This is a genomic window from Faecalibacterium sp. Marseille-Q3530 (assembly GCF_017377625.1).
Taxonomy (GTDB): domain Bacteria; phylum Bacillota; class Clostridia; order Oscillospirales; family Ruminococcaceae; genus Faecalibacterium; species Faecalibacterium prausnitzii_E.
Genome location: NZ_JAFREH010000001.1, coordinates 332,575 through 358,307 on the forward strand (window position 1 = coordinate 332,575; position 25,733 = coordinate 358,307).

The 25,733-nt window shown below is 60.1% G+C and carries 24 protein-coding genes; 4 read left to right on the forward strand and 20 right to left on the reverse strand.

What is annotated here, in order from left to right; genetic code table 11:
• Positions 1–7: 7 nt before the first annotated feature.
• From J3350_RS01435 to J3350_RS01460, 6 genes are all read right to left on the reverse strand, one after another.
• Positions 8–1,603 carry an NAD(P)/FAD-dependent oxidoreductase gene (locus J3350_RS01435; protein WP_207685448.1) on the reverse strand — a complete coding sequence of 532 codons (1,596 nt, stop codon included), beginning with the start codon at positions 1,601–1,603 and terminating at the stop codon, positions 8–10.
• 64 nt (positions 1,604–1,667) lie between these two features.
• Positions 1,668–2,969 carry a YbbR-like domain-containing protein gene (locus J3350_RS01440; protein WP_207685449.1) on the reverse strand — a complete coding sequence of 434 codons (1,302 nt, stop codon included), beginning with the start codon at positions 2,967–2,969 and terminating at the stop codon, positions 1,668–1,670.
• Positions 2,966–3,865, reverse strand: coding sequence for a diadenylate cyclase CdaA (cdaA, locus tag J3350_RS01445; protein WP_097792561.1), 900 nt, complete (start codon positions 3,863–3,865; stop codon positions 2,966–2,968). The genes J3350_RS01440 and cdaA overlap by 4 nt, the downstream gene beginning before the upstream one ends.
• A gap of 15 nt (positions 3,866–3,880) precedes the next feature.
• Positions 3,881–5,056 (reverse strand): 2-C-methyl-D-erythritol 2,4-cyclodiphosphate synthase, encoded by a 1,176-nt coding sequence (ispF, locus tag J3350_RS01450; RefSeq protein WP_223381846.1) that lies wholly within the window; start codon positions 5,054–5,056, stop codon positions 3,881–3,883.
• A 273-nt stretch (positions 5,057–5,329) separates the two neighbouring features.
• Positions 5,330–7,012: a phospho-sugar mutase gene (locus tag J3350_RS01455; RefSeq protein ID WP_097792562.1), complete on the reverse strand. Its 1,683-nt coding sequence runs from the start codon at positions 7,010–7,012 to the stop codon at positions 5,330–5,332.
• Between the two features lie 122 nt (positions 7,013–7,134).
• The gene (locus J3350_RS01460; protein ID WP_207685450.1) at positions 7,135–7,485 is read right to left on the reverse strand and encodes a hypothetical protein; all 351 of its coding nucleotides are present in this window, start codon (positions 7,483–7,485) and stop codon (positions 7,135–7,137) included.
• 165 nt (positions 7,486–7,650) lie between these two features.
• Here J3350_RS01460 and J3350_RS01465 point away from each other — a divergent pair, with 165 nt between their 5' ends.
• Positions 7,651–9,195 carry a YifB family Mg chelatase-like AAA ATPase gene (locus J3350_RS01465; protein WP_207685451.1) on the forward strand — a complete coding sequence of 515 codons (1,545 nt, stop codon included), beginning with the start codon at positions 7,651–7,653 and terminating at the stop codon, positions 9,193–9,195.
• A 67-nt stretch (positions 9,196–9,262) separates the two neighbouring features.
• On the opposite strand, the gene J3350_RS01470 is transcribed toward J3350_RS01465, so the two are convergent.
• From J3350_RS01470 to J3350_RS01490, 5 genes are all read right to left on the reverse strand, one after another.
• On the reverse strand, positions 9,263–9,511 hold the full coding sequence (locus J3350_RS01470) for a type II toxin-antitoxin system RelE/ParE family toxin (protein ID WP_118551835.1): 249 nt from the start codon (positions 9,509–9,511) through the stop codon (positions 9,263–9,265).
• Complete coding sequence (locus tag J3350_RS01475; protein WP_207685452.1) at positions 9,508–9,735, reverse strand: hypothetical protein; 228 nt, start codon at positions 9,733–9,735, stop codon at positions 9,508–9,510. Before J3350_RS01475 ends, J3350_RS01470 begins: the two co-directional genes overlap by 4 nt.
• A 49-nt stretch (positions 9,736–9,784) precedes the next feature.
• A complete protein-coding gene (locus J3350_RS01480; RefSeq protein ID WP_097792565.1) occupies positions 9,785–11,227 on the reverse strand; it encodes a TrkH family potassium uptake protein in 1,443 nt (480 codons plus the stop codon).
• 12 nt (positions 11,228–11,239) lie between these two features.
• Positions 11,240–12,655 (reverse strand): Trk system potassium transporter TrkA, encoded by a 1,416-nt coding sequence (gene trkA / locus J3350_RS01485; RefSeq protein ID WP_370569253.1) that lies wholly within the window; start codon positions 12,653–12,655, stop codon positions 11,240–11,242.
• 184 nt (positions 12,656–12,839) lie between these two features.
• Positions 12,840–13,115: a hypothetical protein gene (locus tag J3350_RS01490; protein WP_207685454.1), complete on the reverse strand. Its 276-nt coding sequence runs from the start codon at positions 13,113–13,115 to the stop codon at positions 12,840–12,842.
• Between the two features lie 179 nt (positions 13,116–13,294).
• On the opposite strand from J3350_RS01490, the gene J3350_RS01495 reads away from it, so the two are divergent.
• Positions 13,295–14,488: an MFS transporter gene (locus J3350_RS01495; RefSeq protein WP_207685455.1), complete on the forward strand. Its 1,194-nt coding sequence runs from the start codon at positions 13,295–13,297 to the stop codon at positions 14,486–14,488.
• Positions 14,489–14,539: 51 nt separating this feature from the next.
• Here J3350_RS01495 and J3350_RS01500 read toward each other — a convergent pair whose 3' ends face one another.
• From J3350_RS01500 to J3350_RS01530, 7 genes are all read right to left on the reverse strand, one after another.
• Positions 14,540–15,859, reverse strand: a complete 1,320-nt coding sequence (locus J3350_RS01500; protein ID WP_207685456.1) for a thymidine phosphorylase — start codon at positions 15,857–15,859, stop codon at positions 14,540–14,542.
• 143 nt (positions 15,860–16,002) lie between these two features.
• On the reverse strand, positions 16,003–16,920 hold the full coding sequence (locus tag J3350_RS01505) for an ABC transporter permease (protein ID WP_207685457.1): 918 nt from the start codon (positions 16,918–16,920) through the stop codon (positions 16,003–16,005).
• A 1-nt stretch (position 16,921) separates the two neighbouring features.
• A complete protein-coding gene (locus tag J3350_RS01510) occupies positions 16,922–18,091 on the reverse strand; it encodes an ABC transporter permease (RefSeq protein WP_207685458.1) in 1,170 nt (389 codons plus the stop codon).
• A gap of 3 nt (positions 18,092–18,094) precedes the next feature.
• Positions 18,095–19,609: an ABC transporter ATP-binding protein gene (locus tag J3350_RS01515; protein WP_207685645.1), complete on the reverse strand. Its 1,515-nt coding sequence runs from the start codon at positions 19,607–19,609 to the stop codon at positions 18,095–18,097.
• A gap of 373 nt (positions 19,610–19,982) precedes the next feature.
• On the reverse strand, positions 19,983–21,158 hold the full coding sequence (locus J3350_RS01520) for a BMP family protein (protein WP_207685459.1): 1,176 nt from the start codon (positions 21,156–21,158) through the stop codon (positions 19,983–19,985).
• 209 nt (positions 21,159–21,367) lie between these two features.
• Positions 21,368–21,817: a cytidine deaminase gene (locus J3350_RS01525; protein ID WP_207685460.1), complete on the reverse strand. Its 450-nt coding sequence runs from the start codon at positions 21,815–21,817 to the stop codon at positions 21,368–21,370.
• A gap of 16 nt (positions 21,818–21,833) precedes the next feature.
• Positions 21,834–22,292 (reverse strand): GNAT family N-acetyltransferase, encoded by a 459-nt coding sequence (locus J3350_RS01530; protein ID WP_207685461.1) that lies wholly within the window; start codon positions 22,290–22,292, stop codon positions 21,834–21,836.
• Positions 22,293–22,441: 149 nt separating this feature from the next.
• Here J3350_RS01530 and J3350_RS01535 point away from each other — a divergent pair, with 149 nt between their 5' ends.
• A complete protein-coding gene (locus J3350_RS01535; RefSeq protein WP_097792575.1) occupies positions 22,442–22,708 on the forward strand; it encodes a type II toxin-antitoxin system RelB/DinJ family antitoxin in 267 nt (88 codons plus the stop codon).
• The gene (locus J3350_RS01540; RefSeq protein ID WP_207685462.1) at positions 22,709–22,972 is read left to right on the forward strand and encodes a Txe/YoeB family addiction module toxin; all 264 of its coding nucleotides are present in this window, start codon (positions 22,709–22,711) and stop codon (positions 22,970–22,972) included. It abuts the gene before it with no gap.
• Positions 22,973–23,028: 56 nt separating this feature from the next.
• On the opposite strand, the gene deoD is transcribed toward J3350_RS01540, so the two are convergent.
• Positions 23,029–23,748 (reverse strand): purine-nucleoside phosphorylase, encoded by a 720-nt coding sequence (gene deoD, locus J3350_RS01545; RefSeq protein WP_118551811.1) that lies wholly within the window; start codon positions 23,746–23,748, stop codon positions 23,029–23,031.
• A gap of 77 nt (positions 23,749–23,825) precedes the next feature.
• Positions 23,826–25,715: a peptidoglycan DD-metalloendopeptidase family protein gene (locus J3350_RS01550; RefSeq protein WP_242700081.1), complete on the reverse strand. Its 1,890-nt coding sequence runs from the start codon at positions 25,713–25,715 to the stop codon at positions 23,826–23,828.
• Positions 25,716–25,733 lie beyond the last annotated feature (18 nt).

The window sequence follows — 25,733 nt, forward strand, 5'->3', positions numbered from 1 at the left end:
AATCTTCTCACCCTTCTGCCGGACGATACCGGCCGATGATCGCGCGGGCGACCCGCAGGCCGTCCACGGCGGCGCTCATGATGCCGCCTGCATAGCCCGCGCCTTCTCCGCAGGGGTACAACCCTGCCAGCTGGGCCGATTCCAGATCTTCTTCCCGCTTCAGCCGCACAGGGCTGCTGGTGCGGGTCTCCAGACCGGTCAGGACCGCGTCCGGCGCGGTGTACCCGGCGATCTTGCGTTCATACGCCCGCAGACCGGCCCGCAGGGTGTCGGCCAGCTCCCCAGGCAGCAAAGCGCCCAGGTCTGCCGCCACGACGCCCCGGTCGTAGGTCGGCTCCACCGTGCCGATGTGCAGTTCTCCCCGGCCTTCGAGGAAGCTCCGGACGTTTTCCGCCGGGGCCGCATAGGCTCCCCCGGCGCGGCCCGCCTGATAGGCGTTGGCTTCCAGCTCCCGCTGGAATGCGATGGCCCGGCGCGGGTCATTGCCGAAATCCTCGGCTCCCACGCTGACCACCACCGCCGCGTTGGCGTTTTTGCCGCTGCGGGCGTGGTAGCTCATGCCGTTGGTCACCACCCGGCCCACCTCGCTGGCCGAGGCCACCACCTGCCCGCCGGGACACATGCAGAAGGTGTAGACACACCGGCTGCCCACATGCTGGGACAGCTGGTATTCCCCGCGCGGCAGCGCCGGGTGGCCCGCCGCCTCGTGGTAGAGGCTCTTTTCGATTGTACTTTGCAGATGCTCCGCCCGGAAGCCCACGCTGAACGGTTTGCACTCCAGCACAAGGCCGCTGTCCATCAGCATTTCAAAGGTATCCCGCGCCGAGTGGCCGACCGCGAACACCAGCGCCTCGCACGGGAAGCTGCCCTGCGTGGTCTGGACGCCGACGAGCCTGCCGTCCTTCCGCACAAACCCGGTCAGAGCCGTGTTGAAATGCACCTCGCCGCCCAGAGATTCGATCTCTTTCCGGATGGAGGTGATGACGCCCCGGAGCAGGTCGGTGCCGACATGCGGCTTCTGCTTCCAGGCGATCTCCGCCGGGGCACCATGCTGCAAAAACACTTCGGTGACAAAGCCGCACAGCGCATCGCCGATGCGGGTGGTCAGCTTGCCGTCCGAAAAGGTGCCTGCGCCGCCCTCGCCGAACTGGATGTTCGCGTTCTCGTTGAGCTCGCCGGTGGCGGAAAAATGCTCCACCGCCTTCACCCGCTCGTCCAGCGCCGGGCCGCGCTCCAGCACGATGGGCCGGTAGCCCTGCCGGGCCAGCAGCAGCGCCGCGAACAGCCCCGCCGGGCCAAGCCCGCAGACGATGGGCCGGTGGGCCAGCGGCTCGGTGCCGTTCTGGACGGAAAAATCGGTCCTGCTGCGGAGAGCAACGCAGGGCGAGGCCCCTGCAAATGCAGATTCCTCACCCTCGTCCTTGAGCGTTACCGCAACGGTATAGACCAGTCTGGGCTGGCCGTGGCGGGCATCCACCGACAGCTTTGCCACACCGAGATGGGCGGCTTTGCTGCGGGGGATGCGGGCCAGGTGCAGCGCTTTTTCAAAGGCCTGCGGCTCCCCGGCGGAAAGGGGGAGCCTGATGTCTCTTACCAAAATCATACGATGATTGCTTTCTTTTTCATTGCCGCCCCCTGCATACAGTATGGACGGAGCGGGCTGCGTTTTAGTTGCTCTCGATCTTGCACTGGATGACATAGCTGCCCAGCGCGAAAATTTTGCCGTCGGACGGCACATACAGTCTGCATGCGATGTTCTGCTGGCCGATGGCCACCGCGAAGTCGTCCGCGTCGATCTCAATGACGACCTGCTCCGGCGTCAGGGCCTCCATCGCGCCTGCCGGGCCGCAGAGGGTCACGTTCATCAGCCGCTCGGTCTCCACCGTCAGGGTATAGGTGGAGGGCAGGTTGACCACCTGCACACACGCGGCGGGCAGATTCAGGGTCTTGGTCTCCAGTTTGGAGGAATCGAAGCTGACGGTGATGGTGGAGATGTTGTCCAGCAAGCGGATATCGCTGGGCAGCTCGATGGGCATTTCATAGACCTTGTTCAGCGAGAAGGTGGACAGGTCGATGGTGCCGACGGACAGGGTGGACAGCTTGTCGATCTGGCTGGCCGGGCCCGCTACGTTCAGGGTCTTCTTGCTCAGCGTGTAGGTCAACACCGAGTCGTCAAAGTCGCGCGGGGCGTTGATGAAGCTGACGCTGACGGGCAGCGTGGCCATCTTGTAGACCTGCAGCGTGACCTCCACGCTCGACTCTTCCAGCGTGGTGTACGCGAACTCGACTTCGCTGCCGCTGTTGGTGTAGAACCGCAGGGCGGTATCGAGGGTGACGGATTCCGTCAGCTCGCCGTTGTGGGTCACCTCGGCGGTGCAGGTGGTCACCTTGTCGATCTCGGTGCTGGGGCCGGAGAGGGTCACGCTCTCCTTCGAAAGCTCCGTTCCATACAAAATATACCCATCGGCAATGGTCAGGTAGTTGGTGGTCACCGTGATGGGGACCGTCTTTTCCTCCACCACATCAAAGACCACGTCCACGCTGTTGTCGCCGCCCTCGATGGAGACGGTGACGCCGTTCAGCAGGCCGTTGACGCCCCGCACCTGCAGATGCAGGGTCTTCTCGCCGCTGTCGCGCACACCGGACCAGTCCGGGTAGACGACGAAATCGGATGCCGTGAGGCTGCCGATGGCGTAGCCGTCGCCGGAAACTTTCAGGGTGACGTATTTTTCCGGGGCGCTGACGATGCTCAGGCCGCGGGAGGTGTACGCGGCAGAATCGTAGGTGAAATCCACCGGCACATTGGCGATGGTCTTGGTGGTGCCGGGCTGGACCACGATGGTGACGACCATCCAGGCCACGATGGCACCCACGATGGCCAGCAGCAACCGGATGCGGCGGTCATCCAGGATGCTCTTGCTGTGCTGGATGGCAGGCTTTGTGCCGCTCTTGTTCGGCTCGTTGCTCATGACTGCTCGTCCTCCTCTTTCTGGTTCACCCAGCTCAGCAGGCGCTTGACTCTGCCCTTCCAGCTGTTGTCGGTCTTTTCGCTGGCGGTCTCCTTGGGGATCATCTCATCCACCAGACGGGTGTACAGGGTCTGGCGGTCAAAGTGGCGGATGAGGACGCCGTTCTTGGCCATGGAGATGATGCCCGTCTCTTCGCTGACGACGATGGCGATGGCGTCGGAGTTCTCCGCGATGCCCAGACAGGCGCGGTGGCGGGTGCCCATATCCTTGCCAAGGTCCAGGTTATTGGACAGCGGCAGCACACAGCCCGCTGCCTTGATGCGGCCGTTCTCGATGATGGCGGCACCGTCGTGCAGGGGGGTGCCCTCGTAGAAGATGGTGCCCAGCACTTCCAGGTTGACCGCGCTGTTCACCGGTGTGCCGGTGCGGACGATCTCAGAAAGATTGGTGCTGCGCTCCAGCACGATGAGCGCACCGGTCTTGGTCTCGGAAAAGCGCTCGGCGGCGTCGCAGATGGCGATGATGGCGCTGCGCCAGGCCCCCTTGAAACTGGGGTCGTTGTAGCGGCCCTTCACGTTGAAAAGCTTCGAGGCCCACTGGTCGGTCTGGCCCATCCGTTCCAGCGCACGGCGGATCTCCGGCTGGAACAGCACGACCAGCGTCAGCAGGCCGACCTGCAGCAGCGAGTTGAGCAGCCAGGTGACCGTGCGCATGTTGAGCACGTTCGCCACCAGATAGACGGCCAGCACCAGCAGGGCACCCTTGGCCAGCTGCCCGGCGCGGGTGCGGTTGATGATGCCCAGCAGCTGATAGATCAGAAACGCGATGATGATGATATCCAGAAGGTCCGCCAGCTTGAACGTCTGGAAATTCGCGATGATCGAGTTCAGAGTCATGAAAGTTTCTCCTGCTTACAGCGTTTCGATCAGAGCCACCGCATGGACGGCGATGCCCAGCCCCTCGCCGGTAAAACCCAGATGCTCTTCGGTGGTGGCCTTGACGCTCACGGCGTCCAGCGGCATCCCGAAGGCTTCGGCCAGCTTTTCGCGCATGGCGGGGATGTAGGGAGCCAGCTTCGGCTTCTGGCAGAGGATGGTGGAGTCGATGTTCTCGACCTTCCAGCCGTTCTCCCGGACGATGCGGGCCACATGGCGGGCCAGCATCAGGCTGTCAGCCCCGGCATATTCGGGGTCGGTATCCGGGAAGTGCTTCCCGATGTCGCCCAGCGCCGCTGCGCCCAGCACAGCGTCCATGACGGCGTGGGCCAGCACGTCGGCGTCGGAATGGCCCAGCAGGCCCTTCTCATACGGGATCTCCACACCGCCCAGGATCAGCTTGCGGCCCTCCACGAGACGATGAACATCATAACCATGACCAATGCGCATAGGTTCTCCTTCCTTCTGCTGCGGGCGGGGCAGGTCCTCCCGCGTGGTGATCTTCAGATTGGCGTAGTCGCCCTGGGTCAGCTGCACCGGGCGTCCGGTCAGCTCGAACAGGCTGCAATCGTCGGTGACGAGGCGGGCCTTTTCTGCGTCCAGCTCTTCCAGCGCAGCCAGATAGGCGGCACGGTCGAAGCACTGGGGGGTCTGCACCGCATACAGTGTGCTGCGGTCGGGCGTTTCGGCCACCATGCAGGCCTCCGGCACGGTCTTGCCGTCGCCGCGCACAGCCCGCTTGACGGTGTCCTTCACCGGGACCGCCGGGGCCGCAGCCCCGCAGGCCGCTGCGGCGTAGACGGCCGCCTCGATGACGGCTTCGCTCACAAAGGGGCGGGCTGCATCGTGGACGGCCACGAGGTCGCCGTGCGCCGCCAGCACACCGTTCTTCGCGCTCTCGGCGCGGGTGGCCCCGCCGGGCACTACCTGCACCGGCTTTGGGCAGGCCGCAGCCTGCTGCTCCAGAAAGGCGCGGTTCTTACCCGCCACCAGCACGATCTCATCCACCAGCGGGCACTCCGCAAAGGCGCGGATGCTCCGCTGTACTACGGTCTCCCCGCCCAGATCAAAGCTGAGTTTGTCGAACCCCATCCGGGTGGAGGAACCTGCGGCCACCAGGACCGCCGTCACACGTTTTTCCACTTCTGACACCTACCCTGTCTTCCGTTTTTCGTGCCTTCCAGAAAGCACAGAATGATACATTGAATATTATAGCGTATTGCCCGGCAAACTGCAACTGCACCGGGCAATAAAAAATGGAGCCGTTGAAGAAACTCCCCCCAGTCACGGCTTCGCCGCGCCAGCCCCCTCTGGGAGAGGGCCTGAACGCTGCGGTCAGCTATGAAGCCTCCCTCTGTGAGGGAGGTGGCATCGCACAAGCGATGCCGGAAGGAGTCCTGCAACAGCTCCAAAAATCGTTTGCTTTTACTTCAGGATCGGCTCAATGGCAGCAGCCAGAGCATCCTTCTGGGCCTGTGCCTCAGCCAGGTCCTTGCCCAGGGTGGTGAAATAGGTCTTGATCTTCGGCTCGGTGCCGGAGGGACGGACCACGACGGTAGCGCCGTTCTCCAGCGTGTAGATCAGGACGTTTGCGGCGGGCAGGCCGGTCTCTTCGGGCTTCTTGTAGTCGGTGACCTTGACGACCTTGTGGCCGGCCAGCTCGGTCAGAGGCTCGTCGCGCAGCTTCTGCATGATGGAAGCCATCTTCTCCATGCCGGTCAGGCCGGGGAACTCGAAGCTGTCTACCTTGTTCAGATAGCGGCCATACTGTGCGTAGATCTCCTCCAGACGCTGCTTGATGGAGGAACCGATGCTGCGGTAGTAAGCAGCCATCTCGCAGATGAGCATGGAGCCGATGACGGCATCCTTATCGCGGACGTAGGGGCCTGCCAGGTAGCCGTAGCTTTCCTCGAAGCCGAAGATGAAGCGGTCCACCTCACCGGCAGCTTCCAGGTTGGCGATCTGGTCGCCGATCCACTTGAAGCCGGTCAGGACGTTGCGCATCTCCACGCCGTAGTGCTTTGCCACAGCATCGGCCAGCGGGGTGGAAACGATGGACTTGACGGCCACGGGGTTCTTGGGCATGGTGCCCTTCTCGATGCGGCCGGCGCAGATGTAATCCAGCAGCAGAACGCCCATTTCGTTGCCGGAGACCAGCTCATAGCTGCCATCCGGGCACTTCATGGCGATGCCCACACGGTCGGCATCGGGATCGGTCGCCAGCATCAGGTCGGCGCCGGTCTCAGTGGCCAGGTTCAGGCCCAGCTTCAGGGCCTCGAAGATCTCCGGGTTGGGGTAGGAGCAGGTGGTGAAGTAGCCGTTGGGGTACTCCTGCTCCGGCACGATGGTGATATCGGTGATGCCCATATCGTTCAGCACATGGGTCACAGGCACCAGACCGGAGCCGTTCAGCGGGCTGTACACCAGCTTCAGACCGGCCGTCTTGCACAGGCCGGGGCGGACCTGACGTGCCTCGATGGCGTCGTACAGAGCCTTCTTGCAGTCATCGCCGACAAAGCGGATGAGGCCCTGCTCCACGCCCTCGGCGAAGGAGATGTACTTTGCGCCGGTCAGCACATCGGTCTTCTGGATCTCGTCGTAGACGATGGCGGCGGCGTCATCGGTCATCTGGCAGCCATCCGGGCCGTAGGCCTTGTAGCCGTTGTACTTGGCGGGGTTGTGGGATGCCGTGACCATGATACCGGCGTTGCACTCGTAGTAGCGGGTGGCAAAGCTCAGGGCCGGCACGGGCATCAGGGCATCATAGATGCGCACCTTGATGCCGTTGGCTGCCAGAACACCGGCCGCCGTCTTTGCAAAGATGTCGCTCTTCAGGCGGCTGTCATAGCTGATGGCAACGGTCTGATTGCCGCCCTGGGTCTTGACCCAGTTGGCCAGGCCCTGGGTGGCCTGACGGACGACATAAATGTTCATGCGGTTGGTGCCAGCACCCAGAACGCCGCGCAGACCGGCGGTGCCGAACTTCAGGGCCACCGCAAAGCGGTCCTTGATCTCCTCGTCATTTCCCTCGATCCTGGCCAGTTCCGGCTTCAGGTCAGCGTCTTCCAGATCCGCTGCCAGCCAGCGCTTATACTCATCCAGATACATATTACACACACCTTACCTTTATTGTTTTTGCCAAGGGGTAGTTTTTCCAAACCTACTTATACTATAAACTCTTGGCTCGTCTGTGTCAATTCCATATTATGTAAGAAGTTTTGCCAAAGAAATCATACAAATACCACAAATCGCTTCCCAAGATCCGCATTTTGGGGCGTTTGCACCGTGTCCGGCGGCGTCAGCAGACAAAATGGCTGGTGCAGGTCGTCCAGAATCTCCAGCCACTGGCCGGGGCCGATGCCGTTTTCACACAGGTACCGCATCACCCGCATGGCCTGCGGAAAATTCCCCGCCGGGCACAGCACCCGGCTGACCATGCAGCTCCCGCTCTGTTCCTGTGCCAGTTCCAGCACGATGCCCATCTCGATGCGCCGGGCAGAGTAATACAGCGTGTGGGCATGCTGCAGCCCCTCCAGCTCCGAATAAGAGCGGACATACTGACAGAATTCCTTTACGATCATGGTCTTTCCTCCCTCATTTCACTCATTGACATTATCAATACCCCAAACTATAATGAAAATCAAGATGATAATCTGTCGAAATTCGAGTCCTGACGATTTCTTAGCCGTTTCTTTGCCAAAAATTGGGAACTTGCCTTCATTCGGTGGTTCCCTGAGGAGGATCTTATGTACTCTGTTCTGAGAAGTTACGGCCTGAATGGCCTGACCGGCTTTGCTGTGGCCGTCGAAGCCGACATCTCCGGCGGGCTGCCTGCATTTTCGCTGGTGGGCCTGCCGGATTCCGCCGTCCGCGAGAGCGGCGACCGTGTCCGTGCCGCCGTCAAGAATCTGGGCTTCAAGTGGCCGGACCGGCACATCACGGTCAACCTGGCCCCTGCCGATGTCCGCAAGACCGGGCCGGTCTACGACCTGCCCCTGCTGCTGGCGGTGCTGACCGCCTCCGGCCAGCTGGAAACCCCGCCGCAGGATACCGCCTTCCTCGGCGAACTGGCGCTGGATGGTACGCTCCGCCCGGTGTCCGGTGTGCTGCCCATGGCGCTGGCCGCTGCCGCCGACGGCATCCGGGCCCTGTACGTCCCCGCCGAGAACGCCGCCGAAGCAGCCGAGGCGGGCGGCGACGCGATGAAGGTCTACCCGGCCCGCACCGCGCGGGAGGTGGTGGACGCGCTGCGCGGCCTCTCCCCCATCGCCCCCACAGTGCCCATCCCCTTCGCCCCCGCCGAGAGCTGGAACAATGCCCCGGACCTGGCAGACGTCATGGGCCAGCCCCTCGCCCGCCGGGCCATGGTCATTGCCGCCGCAGGCGGGCACAACGTGCTTCTGATCGGCGCACCCGGCACCGGCAAGTCCATGCTGGCCCGGCGTCTGCCCGGCATCCTGCCGCCGCTCAGCCGTGAAGAGGCTGTGGAGACGACCAAGATCTACTCCATCGCCGGGCAGCTGCCCAAAGGGCGCGGGCTCATCACCCATCGGCCCTTCCGCAGCCCGCACCACTCGGCCAGTGCTGCTTCTCTGGCTGGCGGCGGGGCCAATTTCCGCCCCGGCGAGTGCAGTCTGGCTGACTGCGGCGTCCTGTTTCTGGACGAGCTGCCGGAGTTTTCCCGCGAGAGCCTCGAAGTGCTCCGCCAGCCGCTGGAAGACGGCCAGATCACGGTCAGCCGCGCCGCTGGCAGCGCCACCTACCCCAGCCGGTTTCAGTTGGTAGCCGCCATGAACCCCTGCAAGTGCGGCTACTACGGCCACCCCACCCGCGCCTGCACCTGCTCGCCCAGCGCGGTGCGGCAGTACCGCAGCCGGGTATCCGGCCCACTGCTCGACCGCATCGACCTCTGCGTCGAGATGGACCCCGTCGCCTTCGATGAGCTTCACGCCTCCTCCCCTGCCGAGAGCAGTGCCGCCCTGCGCCAGCAGGTGCTGAAGGCCCGCCAGATCCAATCCCGGCGTTACGCCGCCCCCGGCTTCGAGGGCGTCCGCTGCAACGCCCAGCTCACGGCCGGTCAGGTGCGCCGGATCTGCCGGATGACCCCCGGTGCCGAGCAGCTCCTCCGCGCTTCTTACGACGCGCTGGGCCTCTCTGCCCGCGCCCATGACCGCATCCTCCGGGTGGCCCGCACCGTCGCCGACCTGGCTGGAAAGCAGCTCCTCGACGAAGATTCTGTGCTGGAAGCCTTGCAGTACCGCGCACAGGAAAAAGTCGATCTGACGTTCTGAACGTTGCTGCATTTGCTGCACACAAAAAGGACTGCCACTCAAATGGGTGACAGTCCTTTTGCTTTTCTTACTTGTAAATATCGCCGCGATTTCCCGCATCGGTCACACGGACTGTGATGATTTCTTCTTCCACGGTATACAGAATGCGGTAGTCACCGACACGCAGTCGGTAGAATCCTTCTGAACCCGCCATCGGCTTGATATCCCCTGCAAATGGAAGCTGTGCAAGTGCCTGCATGATTCGCTTTTGCTGTGCAGGCTGTTGTTTGCGAATAAACTTTGCCGCCCACTTTTCCACTACGATGTGATACTTCATAGTGCGATCCCCAGTTCCTGTGCAAGCTCTTCCAGCGGAACCGCATCATGCTTGTGCGGGTCAGGATTCTCCTGGTAGTTTTTCAGGAGCTGCTCACAGTAGGCATCGTCCGCCTGGTCTGTTGTCTCATCTGCTATCAGTCCCTGCACATAGGCCAGCACATAGGCCAGCTTATAATCCGGCAATGCCGCCGTCAGTTCATTCAGTTGTTCCCGAACGCTCATGAAAATCACCTCTTTGCTTCAGTATATCACGGTTCCGCGTCGATTTCAATCAGAATCTCCTCCACGTATCGGGCAGAAAGAACACCAGCATCGGGAAGATCTCCAGACGGCCGGCGAGCATGTCGAAGATCATGACGAGCTTGGCGGGGTTGGAGTAGCTGCCAAAGTTCATCATGGGGCCGACCTGATTCAGGCCGGGACCAATGTTGTTCAGGGTGGCGGCAATGGCCGTGAAGTTCGTCACCATGTCGAAGCCGTCCAGACTGATGAGCAGGAAGGACGCTGCAAAGATGAAGATGTACGCTGCCACATAGACGTTCGTTGCACGAATGGTCTCGTGGTTGAGCAGCTTGCCGTCCATCCGGACCGGGGCCACCACCTGCGGGTGAAGGGCCTGCTTGAGCTCCTTTTTCAGGGTCTTGCCCAGGATCAGGATGCGGCTGACCTTCATGCCGCCGCCTGTACTGCCCGCACAAGCACCCACGAACATCAGCATGACCAGGATCTCTTTCGAGAGGGTGGGCCACAGGTCAAAGTCGCAGCTGGAAAAACCGGTGGTCGTGATGATGGAGCCCACCTGGAACGCCGCCTGCCGCAGCGCCTCGCCGAGGCCGTTGTACATGCTGTAAATGTTGCAGGTGATGATGCCGACTGCCACGGCGATGATGAGGAAATAGGCGCGCACCTCTTCGCTGGCGGCTGCGCGGCGGAACCGGCGCATCAGCAGCAGGAAGTAGGCGTTGAAGTTGACGCCGAACAGGATCATGAAGATGGTCACGACCCACTGGATGTAGGGCGAAAAACTGCCGAAGCTGTCGTTCCGGAAGCCAAAACCGCCGGTGCCCGCTGTGCCAAAGGCCGTGAGCAGAGACTCAAACACCGGCATCCCGCCGAACAGCAGGAACACGAACTCAATGACGGTCAGACCAAAATAAATGCCGTAGAGGATCTTTGCTGTGGACTGCACCTTCGGCACCAGCTTATCCACCTGGGGGCCGGGGCTTTCGGCCTTCATCAGGTTGACGTGGGAGCCGCCGGTCAGCGGCAGCAGGGACAGCAGAAAGACCAGAACGCCCATGCCGCCCACCCAGTGGGTGAAGCTGCGCCAGAACAGGATGCCCTTGGGCAGGTCTTCCACACCGGGCAGGATGGACGCGCCGGTGGTCGTGAAACCGGACACCGTCTCGAACAGGGCATCCACCGGGTTCGGGATGCAGCCGGTCAGGACAAAGGGCACCGCGCCCACCACACTGATGAGCAGCCAGCAGAGCGCCGTGGTGGCAAAGCCCTCGCGCATATAGAAGATCTGGCTTTTGGTCTTGATGCGGTGGAGCAGTGCCCCCAGCGCCGCGCTGAGCGCCGCTGTGAACAGGAAGACGCCCATCACGAACCACTCGCCATAGCACAGGCTGGCCGCAGCGGGCAGCAGCAGCAGAGCGCCCTCCGTCAGCAGGATGTAGCTCAGCAGCCGCAAAACGATCGCATAATTCATGCCGCGCCTCCGTCAGTCTTCCACGATGTCCCGCAGGTCGTGCAGGCCGTGTTCCAGCGTGACCACGATGACGTTGTCGCCCACCTGGATCTGGTCGCCGCCGCGAGGGATCTTGATCTCATTGCCGCGGGTGATGCAGCACAGCAGGGTGTTCTTTTTGAGGTGCAGGCGGCTCAGGGGCACCCCCGTGGCCCGGCTCTCCTCATGGACCGTAAATTCCAGCGCTTCCACGCGGTCGTCCAGGATGCGGTAGAGCGTCTTGATGTTGCTGCCCGCCTCGTTCTGCAAGGCGCGGACGTACTGGACGATGTAGTCGCAGGTCATGTACTTTGGGTAGACGATGCTGCCCAGGTCCAGCCCGGCCAGAATGTCGTCAAATTCCAGGCGGTTGATCTTGGTGACCAGCTTGCCGTTGGAATGCTTTTTGGCAAACAGGGTCAGCAGAACGTTCTCCTCGTCGATGTTGGTCAGGGCCACGAACGCCTCGGTGGATTCCAGCCCTTCCGAGAGCAGGAACTCCCGGTTCGAGCCGTCCTCGCACAGGATCTGTGCTTCGGGCAGGGACTCGGCCAGCACATTGCAGCGCTCCGGGTCCCGCTCCACGATGCGGACGCGGACATGGTTTTCCAGCAGCTCCTGGCTCAGATAGAAGCCAATGGCACCGCCGCCCACGATCATGGCATTGCGCACCGGGCGCACCGCCAGATGGATGCGCCGGAAGAACGCGTGCGCCTTCTCCTGCGTGGCCAGGAAGGTGACCTGGTCGCCGGTCTGCAGCACAAAGTTGCCGTTGGGGATGATGACATCGCCCGCGCGCTCCACGGCGCAGACGAGGATATCGCTCTTCAGGCGGGTGGGGATCTCATGGATGGCCACGCCGTCGAGCTCCTGCGCATCGGTCAGAGTAAACTTGATGAGCCGGACGCGCCCGTCCGCAAAGGTGTCGATCTTGCTGGCGCCGGGGAAGCGCAGCAGGTGTGAGATCTCACGCGCTGCCGCCATTTCCGGGTTGATGATGGCCGAGATGCCGATCTGCTTCTTGATGAAGTCCAGCTCGTGGCTGTACGACGGGTTGCGCACACGGGCGATGGCGTGGCAGTGGCCCGCCTTCTTCGCGAACATGCAGCACAGCAGGTTCAGCTCATCCGAGCCGGTGACCGCGATAAACACGTCGGCTTCTTCAATTCCGGCTTCGGACAGGGTGGTGATGGAGGAGCCATTGCCCACAATGCCCATCACGTCGTAGGACTCGCTCAGGTGCTCCACGCGGGCCTTGTTCGTGTCGATGACCGTTACGTTGTGGTCCTCCTCGCTGAGCTGCCGCGCCAGCGCTGTGCCGACCTTGCCGCCGCCCACCAGAATGATCTTCATAGTCGAAAATTCCTTTCCTTTTCTTCCCCTGTGGGAAGTGTATTGCCAAACGAAAATACAGATTTAGTATAGCACAGTTCGACGGATAGTTCCACTGTTTATGCGGTTTTCTGGGGTTTCCCAACCGTTCTTGCATTTTGTGTGGAAATGTGGTATAGTCGATTCAACGATTTACTGGAAGGAGGGTGCACCTGAATGGTCGGAACTGCTGCGTGGTTTACTCGAAATCCCGCGTCGTAGATTAAGCGTTTCCGGCTCGAAGTGCGCCCATTTTTAGGGGATATCCCTCTCTGTCTGCTGTGTAGCCAGCTCCCCCGAAGGGGAAGCCATTGGCATACCGGGCAGGCCCTGCGGAACACACAGGTCTTTTTTGCGTGAACGTGCGGGCCTTGTCCTCATTGGCAGATATTCCTTCCAGCAAAGCGTGGAGCATAAATTTTGCGCTGCACAGCTTTGCTGTGCGTTTTTTCTTTTCCAAACGCAGTTTTGATACAACCTCTCCGTCAATGCTTCGCATTGCCACCTCTCCTTGTAGGAGAGGCCTTGGCAGTCCACACCGCGTGTCCGGTTTCGCCAGAGGCTCTCCTACCAGGAGAGCTGTCGAGCGTGAGCAAGACTGAGAGGTTGTACGAAGGATCATCAAAAAGGCGCACTTTCTATTTTGACATCGATTTGTTCAATAGAAAGGGTGTTCCCATGAACCATCAACTCAACCTGAAAAGACAGCTCCGTTGTATTTATCTTTCCGATTTCTTCTCCGGCCTGCGCATCACGGATGCGGTCTGGGTGGCCCTGCTGGCCGCGCGGGGCTTCTCACTGCTGGAGATCGGTCTTGCCAAAAGCATCTATTATACGGTCAGTCTGCTAGCCGAGATTCCCAGCGGGATGGCCGCTGACCTGTTCGGCCGTAAGCGCGCCCTCGTCTTGGGCGGTGTCCTGGTCGTGGCCTACAACTTATTGATAGCCTTTGCCCCGAACCTGTTTGTCATCTGCCTTGCTATGGCGTTGAACGCACTGTCCAACGCCCTGTTCTCTGGCACCAGTTCTGCACTGACCTACGACAGCTTGAAGCAAGCGGGCCGCGAACAAGATTATATTCAAGTATCGGCCAATGAGTACCAGATCACAAATGTTACCAATGCCCTCGGTTCACTGACCAGTCTTCTGCACAAATTTCTGGGCTTTTCCGGATTTTATCTTCTGAGCGCCGCTTTTGAGAGCATTTCTGCCCTTGCCATCACACGTTTAGAGGAACCCATCGTCACCGAAATGCAGGCCAGCCGGAAGCAGCATCCTCTGCGGGAGCTGCCCGCCCAATTTGCTCAGCTGATCCAGGACAGCCTGCGGGTCCTCCGCTCCTGCCCGTCAGTCGGGAGACTCATTCTGTCCAGCGCCGTCATCAGCGGCTCCAACTATCTGAGCATCATGTTCTTTCAACAGCGTCTGGTAGAACTGGGATATCCCACTTCGCTGCTGTTTCTTCCGTTACTGCTCAGCAATCTGGCTGCTATGCTGGGTACGGAATGGGGTCGTCGAATCCACCTGCACAGTTTCCGGCGGTTTTATACCCTCTGTGCCCTGCTCTGCGGCATCGGATGCCTCTGCGTGGGTGCCGCGCCTGCACTGGTGGGCATTTTGGGTTGTATGCTGGCCGAAGGCGTATTGGGTGCCTGGCTCCTGCACGAGAACCGACTGTTGAACGATGCCATCCCCAGTGACCAGCGGGCCACTCTCATCAGCATGGACAACATAGCCTACAGTCTGCTGATGATTCCCGCCAGCCCGCTCGTGGGTGCAATCGGGGACATTTTCGGGCAGGCCGGGGCCGGACTCGTTCTTCTGGGACTTGCCGTTGCCCTCAGTGGGCTGATCGTACAAAAGCAGAACTGACACAAAAGGCAGAGCCGGGATTTCTCCCGGCCCTGCCTTTTGTTTGATCTCTTAATACCGTTCCACACCATCTTTGGTGACGAGGGCATACACCAGCGGGGCCTCTTCGGGCTTTTCGGTGCCGTAGACAAGGCCGCTGCGGTACTCCTCGGCGGCAGCAGCAAACTTGTCCGCTGCGCCGTAGAAGGTCGCCAGGCTCTCGCCCTTGTGGACGTAGTCGCCGCGCTTTTTGTGCAGGACGATACCGGCGGCAAAATCCAGCGGGTCGCCTTTTTTCTGGCGGCCTGCACCCAGCAGCACACTGGCCGAGCCGATCTTCTCGGCGTCATTGGCCGTGATGTAGCCATCCTGTTCGGCCAGCAGCTCATAACGGGCAGCGGGCTTCTCGAACCGGTCGTAATCGTCCAGCACACGGATGTCGCCGCCCTGGGCCGCGAACATCTCCTTGCACTTGGCGAAGGCGGAGCCGTCCGCGATGACCGCTTCGGCCATGGCGCGGCACTCTGCCGGCGTGCCCTTACCGGCCAGCACCAGCATGTTGGCGGCCAGCTGCAGGCAGACCTCGGTGAGGTCTGCCGGGCCTTTGCCCTTGAGGACGTCCATGCTCTCCATCACTTCGAGGCTGTTGCCGATGTTGTGGCCCAGCGGGGTATCCATATCGGTGATCATCGCGGCCACGCGGCGGCCATGGTGGGTGCCGATGGAGACCATCAGCTTGGCCAGCTCGATGCTCTGGTCCACGGTCTTCATGAAGGCACCGGTGCCGGTGGTGACGTCCAGCAGGATGGCATCCGAGCCGGACGCCAGCTTTTTGGACATGATGGACGACGCGATGAGCGGGATGCAGCTGACGGTGGCCGTCACATCCCGCAGAGCGTACATCTTTTTATCGGCGACCGCGATGCCCTCGCTCTGGCCGATGACCGACAGGCCGATCTTGTTCACCTGCGCAAAGAATTCCTCCTGCGAAAGGGCCGTCCGGGTACCGGGCACGCTCTCCATCTTGTCAATGGTGCCGCCGGTGTGGCCCAGGCCGCGGCCGCTCATCTTGGCGATCTTGACGCCGCAGGCCGCCACCACCGGCGCGATGACCAGCGTGGTCTTGTCGCCCACGCCGCCGGTGGAGTGCTTGTCCACCTTGATGCCGGGAATGGGCGAAAGGTCTACCATCACGCCGCTGTGGGCCATCACATTGGTCAGCTCGGCGGTCTCTTCGTCGGTCATGCCGCGCAGGTAGACGGCCATCATCCAGGCGGCCATCTGGTAGTCGGCCACTTCCCCGCTGACGAAGCCGTTGACGATGGCTTCCAGCTCCTCACGGGTGTGGGTGCCGCCGTCGCGCTTTTTGGCGATCAGATCATAAATGCGCATAAAGTCACACTCCTCGAATATTCTTGTCTCAAGTATATCAAATCCTGCCGCAAAATCAAGCTGCATTTGTTCGTTTTCCACGAAAACGGGCGCAGCCGCCCGAAAGCAGCTGCGCCCTGTGGAACTGTTGCGATGCGAACGGATCAGCGGGAGCCCTTGTCGTAGGGGATGCCCTCGGCCTTGGGGGCCATGCTGTTCTTCGACGTGAACGCCAGAATGATCATCGAGGCGATGAACGGCATCATGTTGTAGATGTTGCTGGACCAGTGGAACTGGGCCAGGAAGGTGGAGTCGGCGATGTTGGCCAGGCTCTTGAACACCGCAAAGAACATGGCGGCAGCGCAGATGTTGAACGGCTTCCACTGGCCGAAGATCATAACGGCCATGGCCAGGAAGCCTGCACCGGCCACACCGACCTCGAAGTTCCAGGTCTGGACGGGCGGCACGATGTAGGCCATGCCGCCGATGGCGCCCAGCGCACCGGAGATGAGCACACCGGCATAGCGCATCTTGTAGACGTTGATGCCCACCGAGTCGGCTGCCTGGGGGTGCTCACCGCAGGCCCGCAGACGCAGGCCGAAGCGAGTCTTGTACAGCACGACATAGCTGATGATGAGCAGCACGATGCCCAGCGGTACAAAGATGCTCAGCTCCAGCCCGCCGATGCTGAACAGGAAGGGCTTGTTGGAATAATTCAGCTTGGCACTGCCGCTGTCGCTGAAATACTTGGCGATGACCACCGCGATGGCTGTCGCCAGCAGGTTCAGGGCCGTGCCGCCGATGGTCTGATCCGCTTTTAGGTTGATGGAAGCGAACGCCAGCAGCAGGCTGTACACCACGCCCGCCAGCGCAGCCACCAGCACCGAGATGAGCACGGTGAGGAACGGCGACAGCTCGGCCGGGAGCATGGTCAGGGTGAGCACACCCGCCACGCCGCCGATGACCATGATGCCTTCCAGCGCGATGTTGATGATGCCGGAGTGCTCGCTGAACATGCCGCCCAGCGCCACCAGCATCAGAACGATGCCATACAGCAGGGTATATTTGATCAAAAGCAGCATCTTACTTGCCCTCCTTCTTCACGTTGGCCTTTTCCGCCGGGGCAGGCTCTGCGTTCACGTTGGTCTTGTCCGCGTTCTTGAACAGCAGCTTCTGGATCTTGCCGCGGAAGAGCATGGAGAATGCGCACAGATAGATGATGATACCACTGATGAGGTCTGCGATCTCGGTGGGGTAATACTTGGTGGAAAGGAAGGTGCCGCCCACCGAGATGTGGGAGATGAAGATGGCCGAGAAGATGGTGCCGATGGGGTTGGAGCTTGCCAGCAGGGCAACGGAAATGCCGTTGAAGCCCATGGCGGGCAGGCTGGTGGAGTTCAGCGGGTTCCACTGGCCCACGTTGGACAGATAGAACAGGCCCGCACCAAAACCGGCCAGTGCACCGGCAATGGCCATGGAGAGGATGATGTTCTTCTTCTCGTTGATGCCGGCATAGCGGGCAGCGCTCTTGTTCAGGCCGACGGCCTTCAGCTCATAGCCGAAGGTGGTCTTGTTCAGCACTACCCAGACCAGGACCGCCACGACCGCCGCCAGGAAGATGGCGATGGTAGTGCTGTTGGTCTGGAACAGCTTGTTCAGGCCGAAATCCGGGATGATGGACTGCGCAAAATCTGCATTCTTGCCCAGGTTCAGGGTGCGCGTGTTGCGCACATCGTACATGGGGCCGGTGCCGTTCTGGTAGATCAGCTCATTGACGAGGTAGAGGCCGATCCAGTTGAACATGATGGAGGTGATGACCTCGTTGATGTTGAAATAGGCCTTGAAGAAGCCGGGGATCGCGCCCCAGAGGCCGCCCAGAACCGCCGCAACCAGCAGGCAGACGAACCAAGGCAGCTTGAGCATGATGGCGCAATAGAGGGCACCGTAAGCGCCCAGCGTATACTGACCGGCTGCGCCGATGTTGAACAGGCCGGTCTTGAAGGCAAAGCCGACCGAAAGGCCGGTCATGATGAGGGGAGCCGCATTGGCCAGCTCCTTGCCGACGCCGTAGGGGGTATCGTAGAAGCCGCCCTTGAAGATGCGGACGAAACCGTCGCCCCAGGCGTGGGCCGGGTTGATGGCCAGCAGCACCAGGAAACCGACGGCCATGCCAATCACGATGCACAGCAGCGCGGCCAGAACGCTCGTGATGGAGCTGTTCAGATTGCTGTGGGAAAGTTTTTTGTTTTTCATCTGTTAATTGCTCTCCTTTCCCTGCTTGCGCGCGCCTGCCATATACAGGCCCAGTTCCTGCACGGTGGTGGTCTTGGGATCGAATTCGCCCACGACCTCGCCCTCGTACATGACAAGGATGCGGTCGGACAGGTTCATGACCTCGTCCAGTTCCAAACTGACCAGAAGCACGGCCTTGCCCTTATCGCGCTGGGCCACGATCTGGCGGTGGATGTATTCGATGGCGCCGACATCCAGGCCACGGGTGGGCTGCACGGCCACCAGCAGCTTGGGGTCTTTGTCGATCTCGCGGGCGATGATGGCCTTCTGCTGGTTGCCGCCGGACATGCTGCGCACGATGGTGGCACTTCCCTGACCGCTGCGCACGTCGTACTGCTCGATCAGCCGGTCGGAATACTCCCGCACCTTCTCGCTGCGGATGAAGCCGTTCTTCTGGAACTCCGGCTGCCAGTAGCGCTGCAGCACGATGTTGTTTTCCAGACTGTAATCCAGCACCAGACCATGCTTGTGGCGGTCTTCGGGGATGTGGCTCATGCCGTCCTTCGAGCGCTCGCGGATGGAGGCATTGGTGATGTCCTTGCCGTCCAGCGTGACCTTGCCGGAGTTGAACTTTTCCAGACCGGTCAGGCCGTAGACGAATTCGGTCTGGCCGTTGCCCTCGATGCCTGCCAGACAGACGATCTCACCGGCATGCACCTGGAAGGAGACGTTCTTGACGGAATCCTTCTTGTGCTGGGCGTTGTGCATGGTGACATTCTCCACGTCCAGCACGACCTTGCCGGGGGCTGCGGGCTTTTTTTCGACCTGAAGCTGGACATCGCGGCCGACCATCATGCGGGAAAGCTCTTCCTTGGTGGTGTCCTTGATGTCCACGGTGCCCATATACTTGCCCTTGCGCAGAACGCTGCAGCGGTCTGCAACGGCCATGATCTCGTTCAGCTTGTGGGTGATGAAGAGGATGGACTTGCCCTCCTTCTTGAACCCGCGCATGATCTCCATCAGCTCGTCGATCTCCTGCGGGGTCAGAACTGCGGTGGGCTCATCGAAGATCAGGATCTCGTTGTCGCGGTAGAGCATCTTCAAAATCTCCACGCGCTGCTGCATACCGACCGAGATGTCGCTGATGAGGGCGTCCGGGTCCACACGCAGGCCGTACTTCTCACTCAGGGCCATGACCTTCCTGCGGGCCTCCGCCTTCTGCAAAAAGCCCAGCTTGTTGGGCTCCACACCCAGGATGATGTTGTCCAGAACGCTGAAGCACTCCACCAGCTTGAAGTGCTGGTGCACCATGCCGATGCCCAGTGCATTGGCATCGTTGGGGTTGCGGATGGCGACCTCCTTGCCATTTTTGAGGATCTTACCCTGTTCCGGCTGGTACAGGCCAAACAGAACGCTCATCAGCGTACTCTTGCCCGCGCCGTTCTCGCCCAACAGAGCGTGTACCTCGCCTTTGCGCAGTTGCAGGGTGATGTCGTCGTTTGCCTTGATACCGGGGAATTCCTTGGTAATGTGGAGCATCTCGATCACAAAATCCTCTGCCAATCTGCTCACTCTCCTTTCGTGCCGGTTCGACACCTATACTATTCTGTCTCTCATTATACCGTATTTTTGCCGGTTTGCACACTTCTTTTTGAATTTTTAAGGATTTGTCCTGCCAAAAGTATGACTTTTGTGCAACCTGAACAGTTTTCTGCGAGACGTTCTTCTCCAGAAATTGCAAAAAGAGGCTGCTGCACCCACTCCCTCCGTCACAGCTCCGCCGCGTCTGCTCCCTCTGGGAGGGAGCCTGAACGTGACGGCCCGCAATCAAAGCCTCCCTCATTGAGGGAGGTAGCATTGCACAAGCAATGCCGGAAAGAGTGATGCAGCAGCCTCGCAGACTACAGAAAAATTACTGGATGTAGGTGACGGTGGTGAACTCGCTGACGGTGGGCTTGGTTGCGTCGTCGGAGCTGTTGTCCACGGTGATCTCGCCGGAAGCGATCTTGGCCTTGACTGCCTCGTACTCATCCTTGGTGAAGGACTCGAAGTTCCAGCTGTCGTCATCGGTGGGCAGGCCGATGTAATCGCCATCTTCCAGACCGAAGTTGCCGTTGGTGGCAGCGATCTCGCTCCACTCGCCGCCCTCGATGTCGGTCAGAGCAGTCTCAACCGCAGCGGACAGGCCCTTCATGGCAGAGGTGATGAACGGATTGTAGGCATAGGTGCCATCTGCCACGCCGTTTGCGCCGATGTAGTTCTGGTCAACGTCAACGCCGATGACATAGCCGTTGTTCTTCAGAGCAGCCTCAACTGCAGAGGTGTAGATGCCGCCGCCGCAGGCGAAGACGACCTGCGTACCGTTGGAGTACCAGCCCTCCATACGGGAGGTGATGTTGGCATCGCCGTAGAACTGGCCGCCGTAGAAGTAGTTGATCTCGATGTTCTGGCCCAGCTCCTGTGCAGCAGCGTCAGCGCCCTGCACGAAGCCATAGCCGTAACGGATAACAGCGGGAACTGCCATGCCGCCCAGGAAGCCCAGCTTGTTCTTGCCGTCCTTGGTGATGGCATAGCCTGCCAGATAGCCTGCCTGCTCCTCCTTGAAGGTGATGCAGTAGCAGTTTGCGGGGATGGCATCGGTGCCGATGTCGCCCTGGGTGACATCAATAGCGATGAACTTGACATCGGGATACTGCTCAGCAGCCCATGCCAGAGAAGCACCGTACAGATAGCCGACGCAGACGATGACCTCAGCGCCATCGTTGACAGCCTGGCGGATCATGGTCTCGCGGTCCTCATCGGAAGCATCTGCTTCGGGGATGTAGTACTGGCAATCATCGCCCATGTAGCCGGAAACAGCAGTCCAGCAAGCCTGGTTGAAGCTCTCGTCATCGATCGTGCCGGTATCGCAGGTCAGAGCGACCTTCGTGATCTTACCAGCAGCCTCAGAGCCAGCAGATGCTGCGGAAGAAGCAGCAGCGGAAGAAGCGGTGCTGGTGGAAGAGGAAGAACCACCACAGGCAGTCAGAGCGGCAGCAGCGGCAGCGGCACCAGCCACAGCCAGGAAGTTACGACGAGAAATCATCATAGTGAAAACTCTCCTTTTATGTGATTTGAAAACTTGCGTTTTACGTTCCAAATGTGCACACTGGCACATTTACTGAACCAAGTATAGCCGGGATCTGTGACGAAAGCAAGGAATTTCTGATTACAAAATATTTACAGATTTTTTGTAAAATTCGCGTGAAAGTCTCACTTTTTGTCCAATTTTGCGCTTTTTCTGCCCGGTCTGCGGCCTCATTCCTCCACCGCTTTGTTGCCCGCCACGTTGGACGGCCCGAAGCCGAAGGGCAGCAGCTCGTCCATGCTGCGCTCGATGAAATCATCCGGCGTCCTTGCCATGATGACGTTCAGCTCCGGCCCGCCGAACTCGAACAGTGCCTGACGGCAGACCCCGCAGGGCGACGTGATCTGTTTGTTCACCTCGCCCCGGCGGGCCCCCACGACGGCAATGTCGGTGAACCGGGTTACGCCCTCACTCACCGCCTTGAACAGCGCCGTGCGCTCGGCGCAGCTGGTCGGGGTAAAGGCGGCGTTCTCCACATTGCAGCCGGTGAAGACGCGGCCGTCCTCCGCCCGCAGCGCCGCACCGACCAGAAAGTCCGAATAGGGCGCATAGGCCCCTTCGCGGGCCTTCAGCGCCATCCGGATCAGCTCCTTCTTTTCTTCCAGCGTCAGATTCGTCATGGTGTATTCCTCCTTTTTATCTCAGCGGATAAACAAACATTTCTGCATCCTTCTGCACAAATCCTATTGAGCGGAACATTGCCTGGGACTGTGCATTGAACGAATAGATCTCCGCAAAGCACTCCGGGTTGCCCTTTTCCCGTGCCAGCTCCAAAATCTTTCCTATCACGGCCCGCCCGATGTGCCGGTTCTGGTATGCCTTGCAGATCACAATGGCAATTTCTCCGCTGGTCTGTAAACAAACATCGCCGCAGAGGGTTCCTTCGCACTCGATGTAAAACAGATCGCCATGGGTGTTCAGATACTCATACATGTTTTTCAAAATGGACAAATCATAAATGCGGTTTTGATTGTCCACCTGGTGACATAGCTCTGCATCCTGATACCACGGAAGCGTAGTCTCGTAGGCTGGGTAATAGGGAACGAGGCGGAGCGATGGAGTGATGGGAATAGTTTTCCTTCCCTGCTTTTCCATTGTCCTTCCTCCTTTTTCATATCAATTAAAGTATACCCCATTTCTTCTTTTCCCGCAAGCGTTCCGATTTTTCACATTTTCTGTAATGAGATTTCTTGCATTTTTCATTACATATGCATATAATAGGTTTGAGAAGGAGGCTGAGATATATGGCAAACGCAGTCAACGTGAATTTTCGAATGGACCCGGATCTGAAGCGCAGTATGGAAGAGGTCTGCGCCGAGATGGGCCTTTCCATGACGACCGCTTTCACGATTTTTGCAAAGAAAGTCTCGCGCGAGCACCGCATTCCGTTTGAGGTCTCTGCTGACCCGTTCTACGCAGAGAGCAACATCAATCACCTGCGTCAGATCGTGCACGATATTGATACCGGAAAAGCCAAGCTGACCGAACATGACCTGATCGAGGTAGATTAAATGAGACTGCTTTGGGAAGAGGAAGCCTGGGAGGATTACTGTCTTTGGCAGACGCGGGACAAAAAGCTGCTGAAACGGATCAACACTCTATTGAAGGACATCCAACGGAACGCCTATGAGGGCATTGGAAAACCCGAACCGTTGAAGGGCGATCTGAGCGGCTGGTGGAGCCGCCGAATCGACGACACACACCGAATCGTTTATAAAGAGCAGGACGGAAACATCATCATCGCGTCCTGCTTCGGGCATTATGATGACACCTGAAAAGAGGGGGCAGCTGCCGTGTGGCAGCCGTCCCCCTCTTTCTTTTCAACCCATAATCAGTATTCTGCCCCCAGGGCGACCTTCATCATATTGGTGAAGCTGGTCTGGCGCTGCTCGGCGGTGGTGATCTCCGGCGAAACGAAGCTGTCGGAGATGGTCAGCAGGCAGGCGGCGTTCTTGCCCAGGACCTGGGCATTGGCAAACAGAGCGAAGCTCTCCATCTCGACGCAGAGGCAGCCGCGCTCATCCCGCAGCTTCTCCCAGTAGGTAGGCTTTTCCTCGGAGGGCTGGCGGTAGAAGACATCCGAAGAGTGGATGTTGCCCTCGATGAGGGGGATGCCCTGCCTGGTCGCCGAAGCGCGGAGCTTGTCGTTCAGAGTCTGGCTGGGCAGGGTGATGTCCCCCTCGAAGCCGCTCTGGACGCGGGCATAGTTGGACTCGCTGACCGCACCGTTGGCCAGCACGACGTCGAACAGCTTGGCCTTGTCGGTGTAGCTGCCCGCCGAGCCGATGCGGATGATGTTGTCCACATCGTAGAACTTGAACAGCTCGTAGGAGTAGATGCCGATGGAGGGCATTCCCATGCCGCTGCCCATCACGCTGATGGGGCGGCCCTCATAGGTGCCGGTAAAGCCCAGCATCCCGCGGACGCCGGTCACCTGGCGGACATCCTGCAGGAAGGTGTCTGCAATGAATTTTGCGCGCAGGGGGTCACCGGGCATCAGGACAGTTTTTGCGAAGTCGCCTTTTTCGGCGCTGATGTGGGGAGTTGCCATAGTAATCGTCTCCTTTTCCTTGATTATGTTATAATGAACCTCTCAGGCATCACGCAGCAGAACGAGAGGTTTTTTCCTTATCTTTTGCCGGGGAAGAAGTTCTGCGGTGCCAGATACGAGCCGCTGCGGCGGATCTCGAAGTGGCAGTGGTTGCCGCTGGAACGCCCGGTGCTGCCCACGTAACCGATGAGCTGGCCCTGACGGACTCTCTGGCCTGCACTGACGGTCAGCGACAGGCAGTGGGCATAGACCGTGGTGTAGCCGCCGGAGTGGCTGATGATGACCGAGTAGCCATAGCCCGTGCCGGCACCGGCCTTGTTGTAGCCCGCCTTGGTCACGGTGCCGCCTGCCGACGCATAGATGGGCGTACCGGCCGGTGCGCAGATGTCCACGCCCTTGTGGCCGCTGCCGTACCAGCGCGAGCAGTAACGGTAGTTGGGCACCGGCCAGATGAACTGGCCGCTGCCAGTGATGTAGGCGGTCTTGTTCGTCACCTTCTTGGTGCCGACGACCACCTTCTTGGGCACGGCTTCCTTGAGGGTCTGGGTGGAAACGACGGTCTGTTCCAACAGGGTGCCGTTCGCGTCGTAGACATTTTGCAGCGTCACAAGACGCAAGCCGTTCTCACCCTCCTGCAAGGTTTTGGTCGTGCCCTTGGTATATTCGTTCGACTGGGTGGTCTCTGTGGTGAAGGGCACCTCCTCCTGCCGGGTCTCTATCTTGGTGATGCGCACTTCCAGCGTCGCTTCCTCTTTGGTCACGATGAGGGTGTCGCCCTCCTGGATGTTGGAGCCTTCGGTCAGAGCTGCGCCCTTGAAGTTCGTATTCAGCGCACACAGCTCGCGGAAGGTCAGGTCATTCTTCTGGGCGATGGACCACAGGGTATCGCCGGTCTGGACCGTGTAGGTCTTCTCCTGCTGGCGGACGCCGGAGATCATATCCTCGATGGAATTGTCGTCCTCGAAGCTGTCGTTGAAATAGATGCCGTCTTCGAGCAGAACGGTCTTGTTGAAGCCGACGGTGACGTTTCCATCGTTCTTGTACTCTTCCTCGTAGGGGGCCAGCAGGCTGTTCAGGTAGCTGCGCAGGGCGTCGCCGTCTGCGCACACGGCCGTCAGCTCACCGTTCAGGTAGAGAGCCGTGCCCTCGCTGATCTCATCGCTGGCGCTCTTCAGGATGGCGTCGGCGGTCTCGCTCTCGTCCATGACCTGATGCGCCACCGTGATGGTATAGCTCGGCTCGATGGTCCAGTCGGTCTTGTCCGTACCGGCGTAATTGATACGCTCCATCACGTCCTCACGGGCAAGGTTGAAGACTTCTTCGTTGGCCACATAGCCGACGGTCTTCCCGTTGACCTGCACCGCCAAGGCATAGGGCTGCTGGATGGTGCGGTCATACACCGTCACGAACACCGCCAGCATACACACCGGCAGGATGTACATGGCCATCCGGGGCAACAGCCGAAAGTTGCGCCGGATGCCGCTGGTAAGATAATGGACACTGGCTTTGACGGCCGTGCCGAAGCCTTTCTCCTTCCGGACCGCGCGGGCATGCACCAGCAGTGCCCCCGTGCCTCGGAAAAAGAGGATCACCGGGCCGAACAGGTCCCGGAACATCTGGGCAACGCCGGGGAACGCCAGCGCGGCCAGTTCATGGAATACATTGCGGATGCCGTGCGCCAGCCACCGCGCGACGGCGGAGAGATTCCGGCCCGTGCGCACCACGGCATATTCGGCGGCAAAGCCCAACGCATACAGGGTCTCGCCCACCCGCAGCACCAAAGCGCTCCCCCGCAGCTTCTGCGAAAGGTCGTTCATGCGGCGCTGCGTCTTCCGGCGGAAGCGGTGTTTCTGCAGCAGCCGGCTGCACTGGAGCTGTGCCCAAAGGGACCGCAGCGTCCGCTTGTGCTTCACCGGCGGTGCTGACGGAGCCTCCTGCATCGGCTCCTTTGTCTTTTCATCGATCAAAAGGGGGTGCTCCTTCCT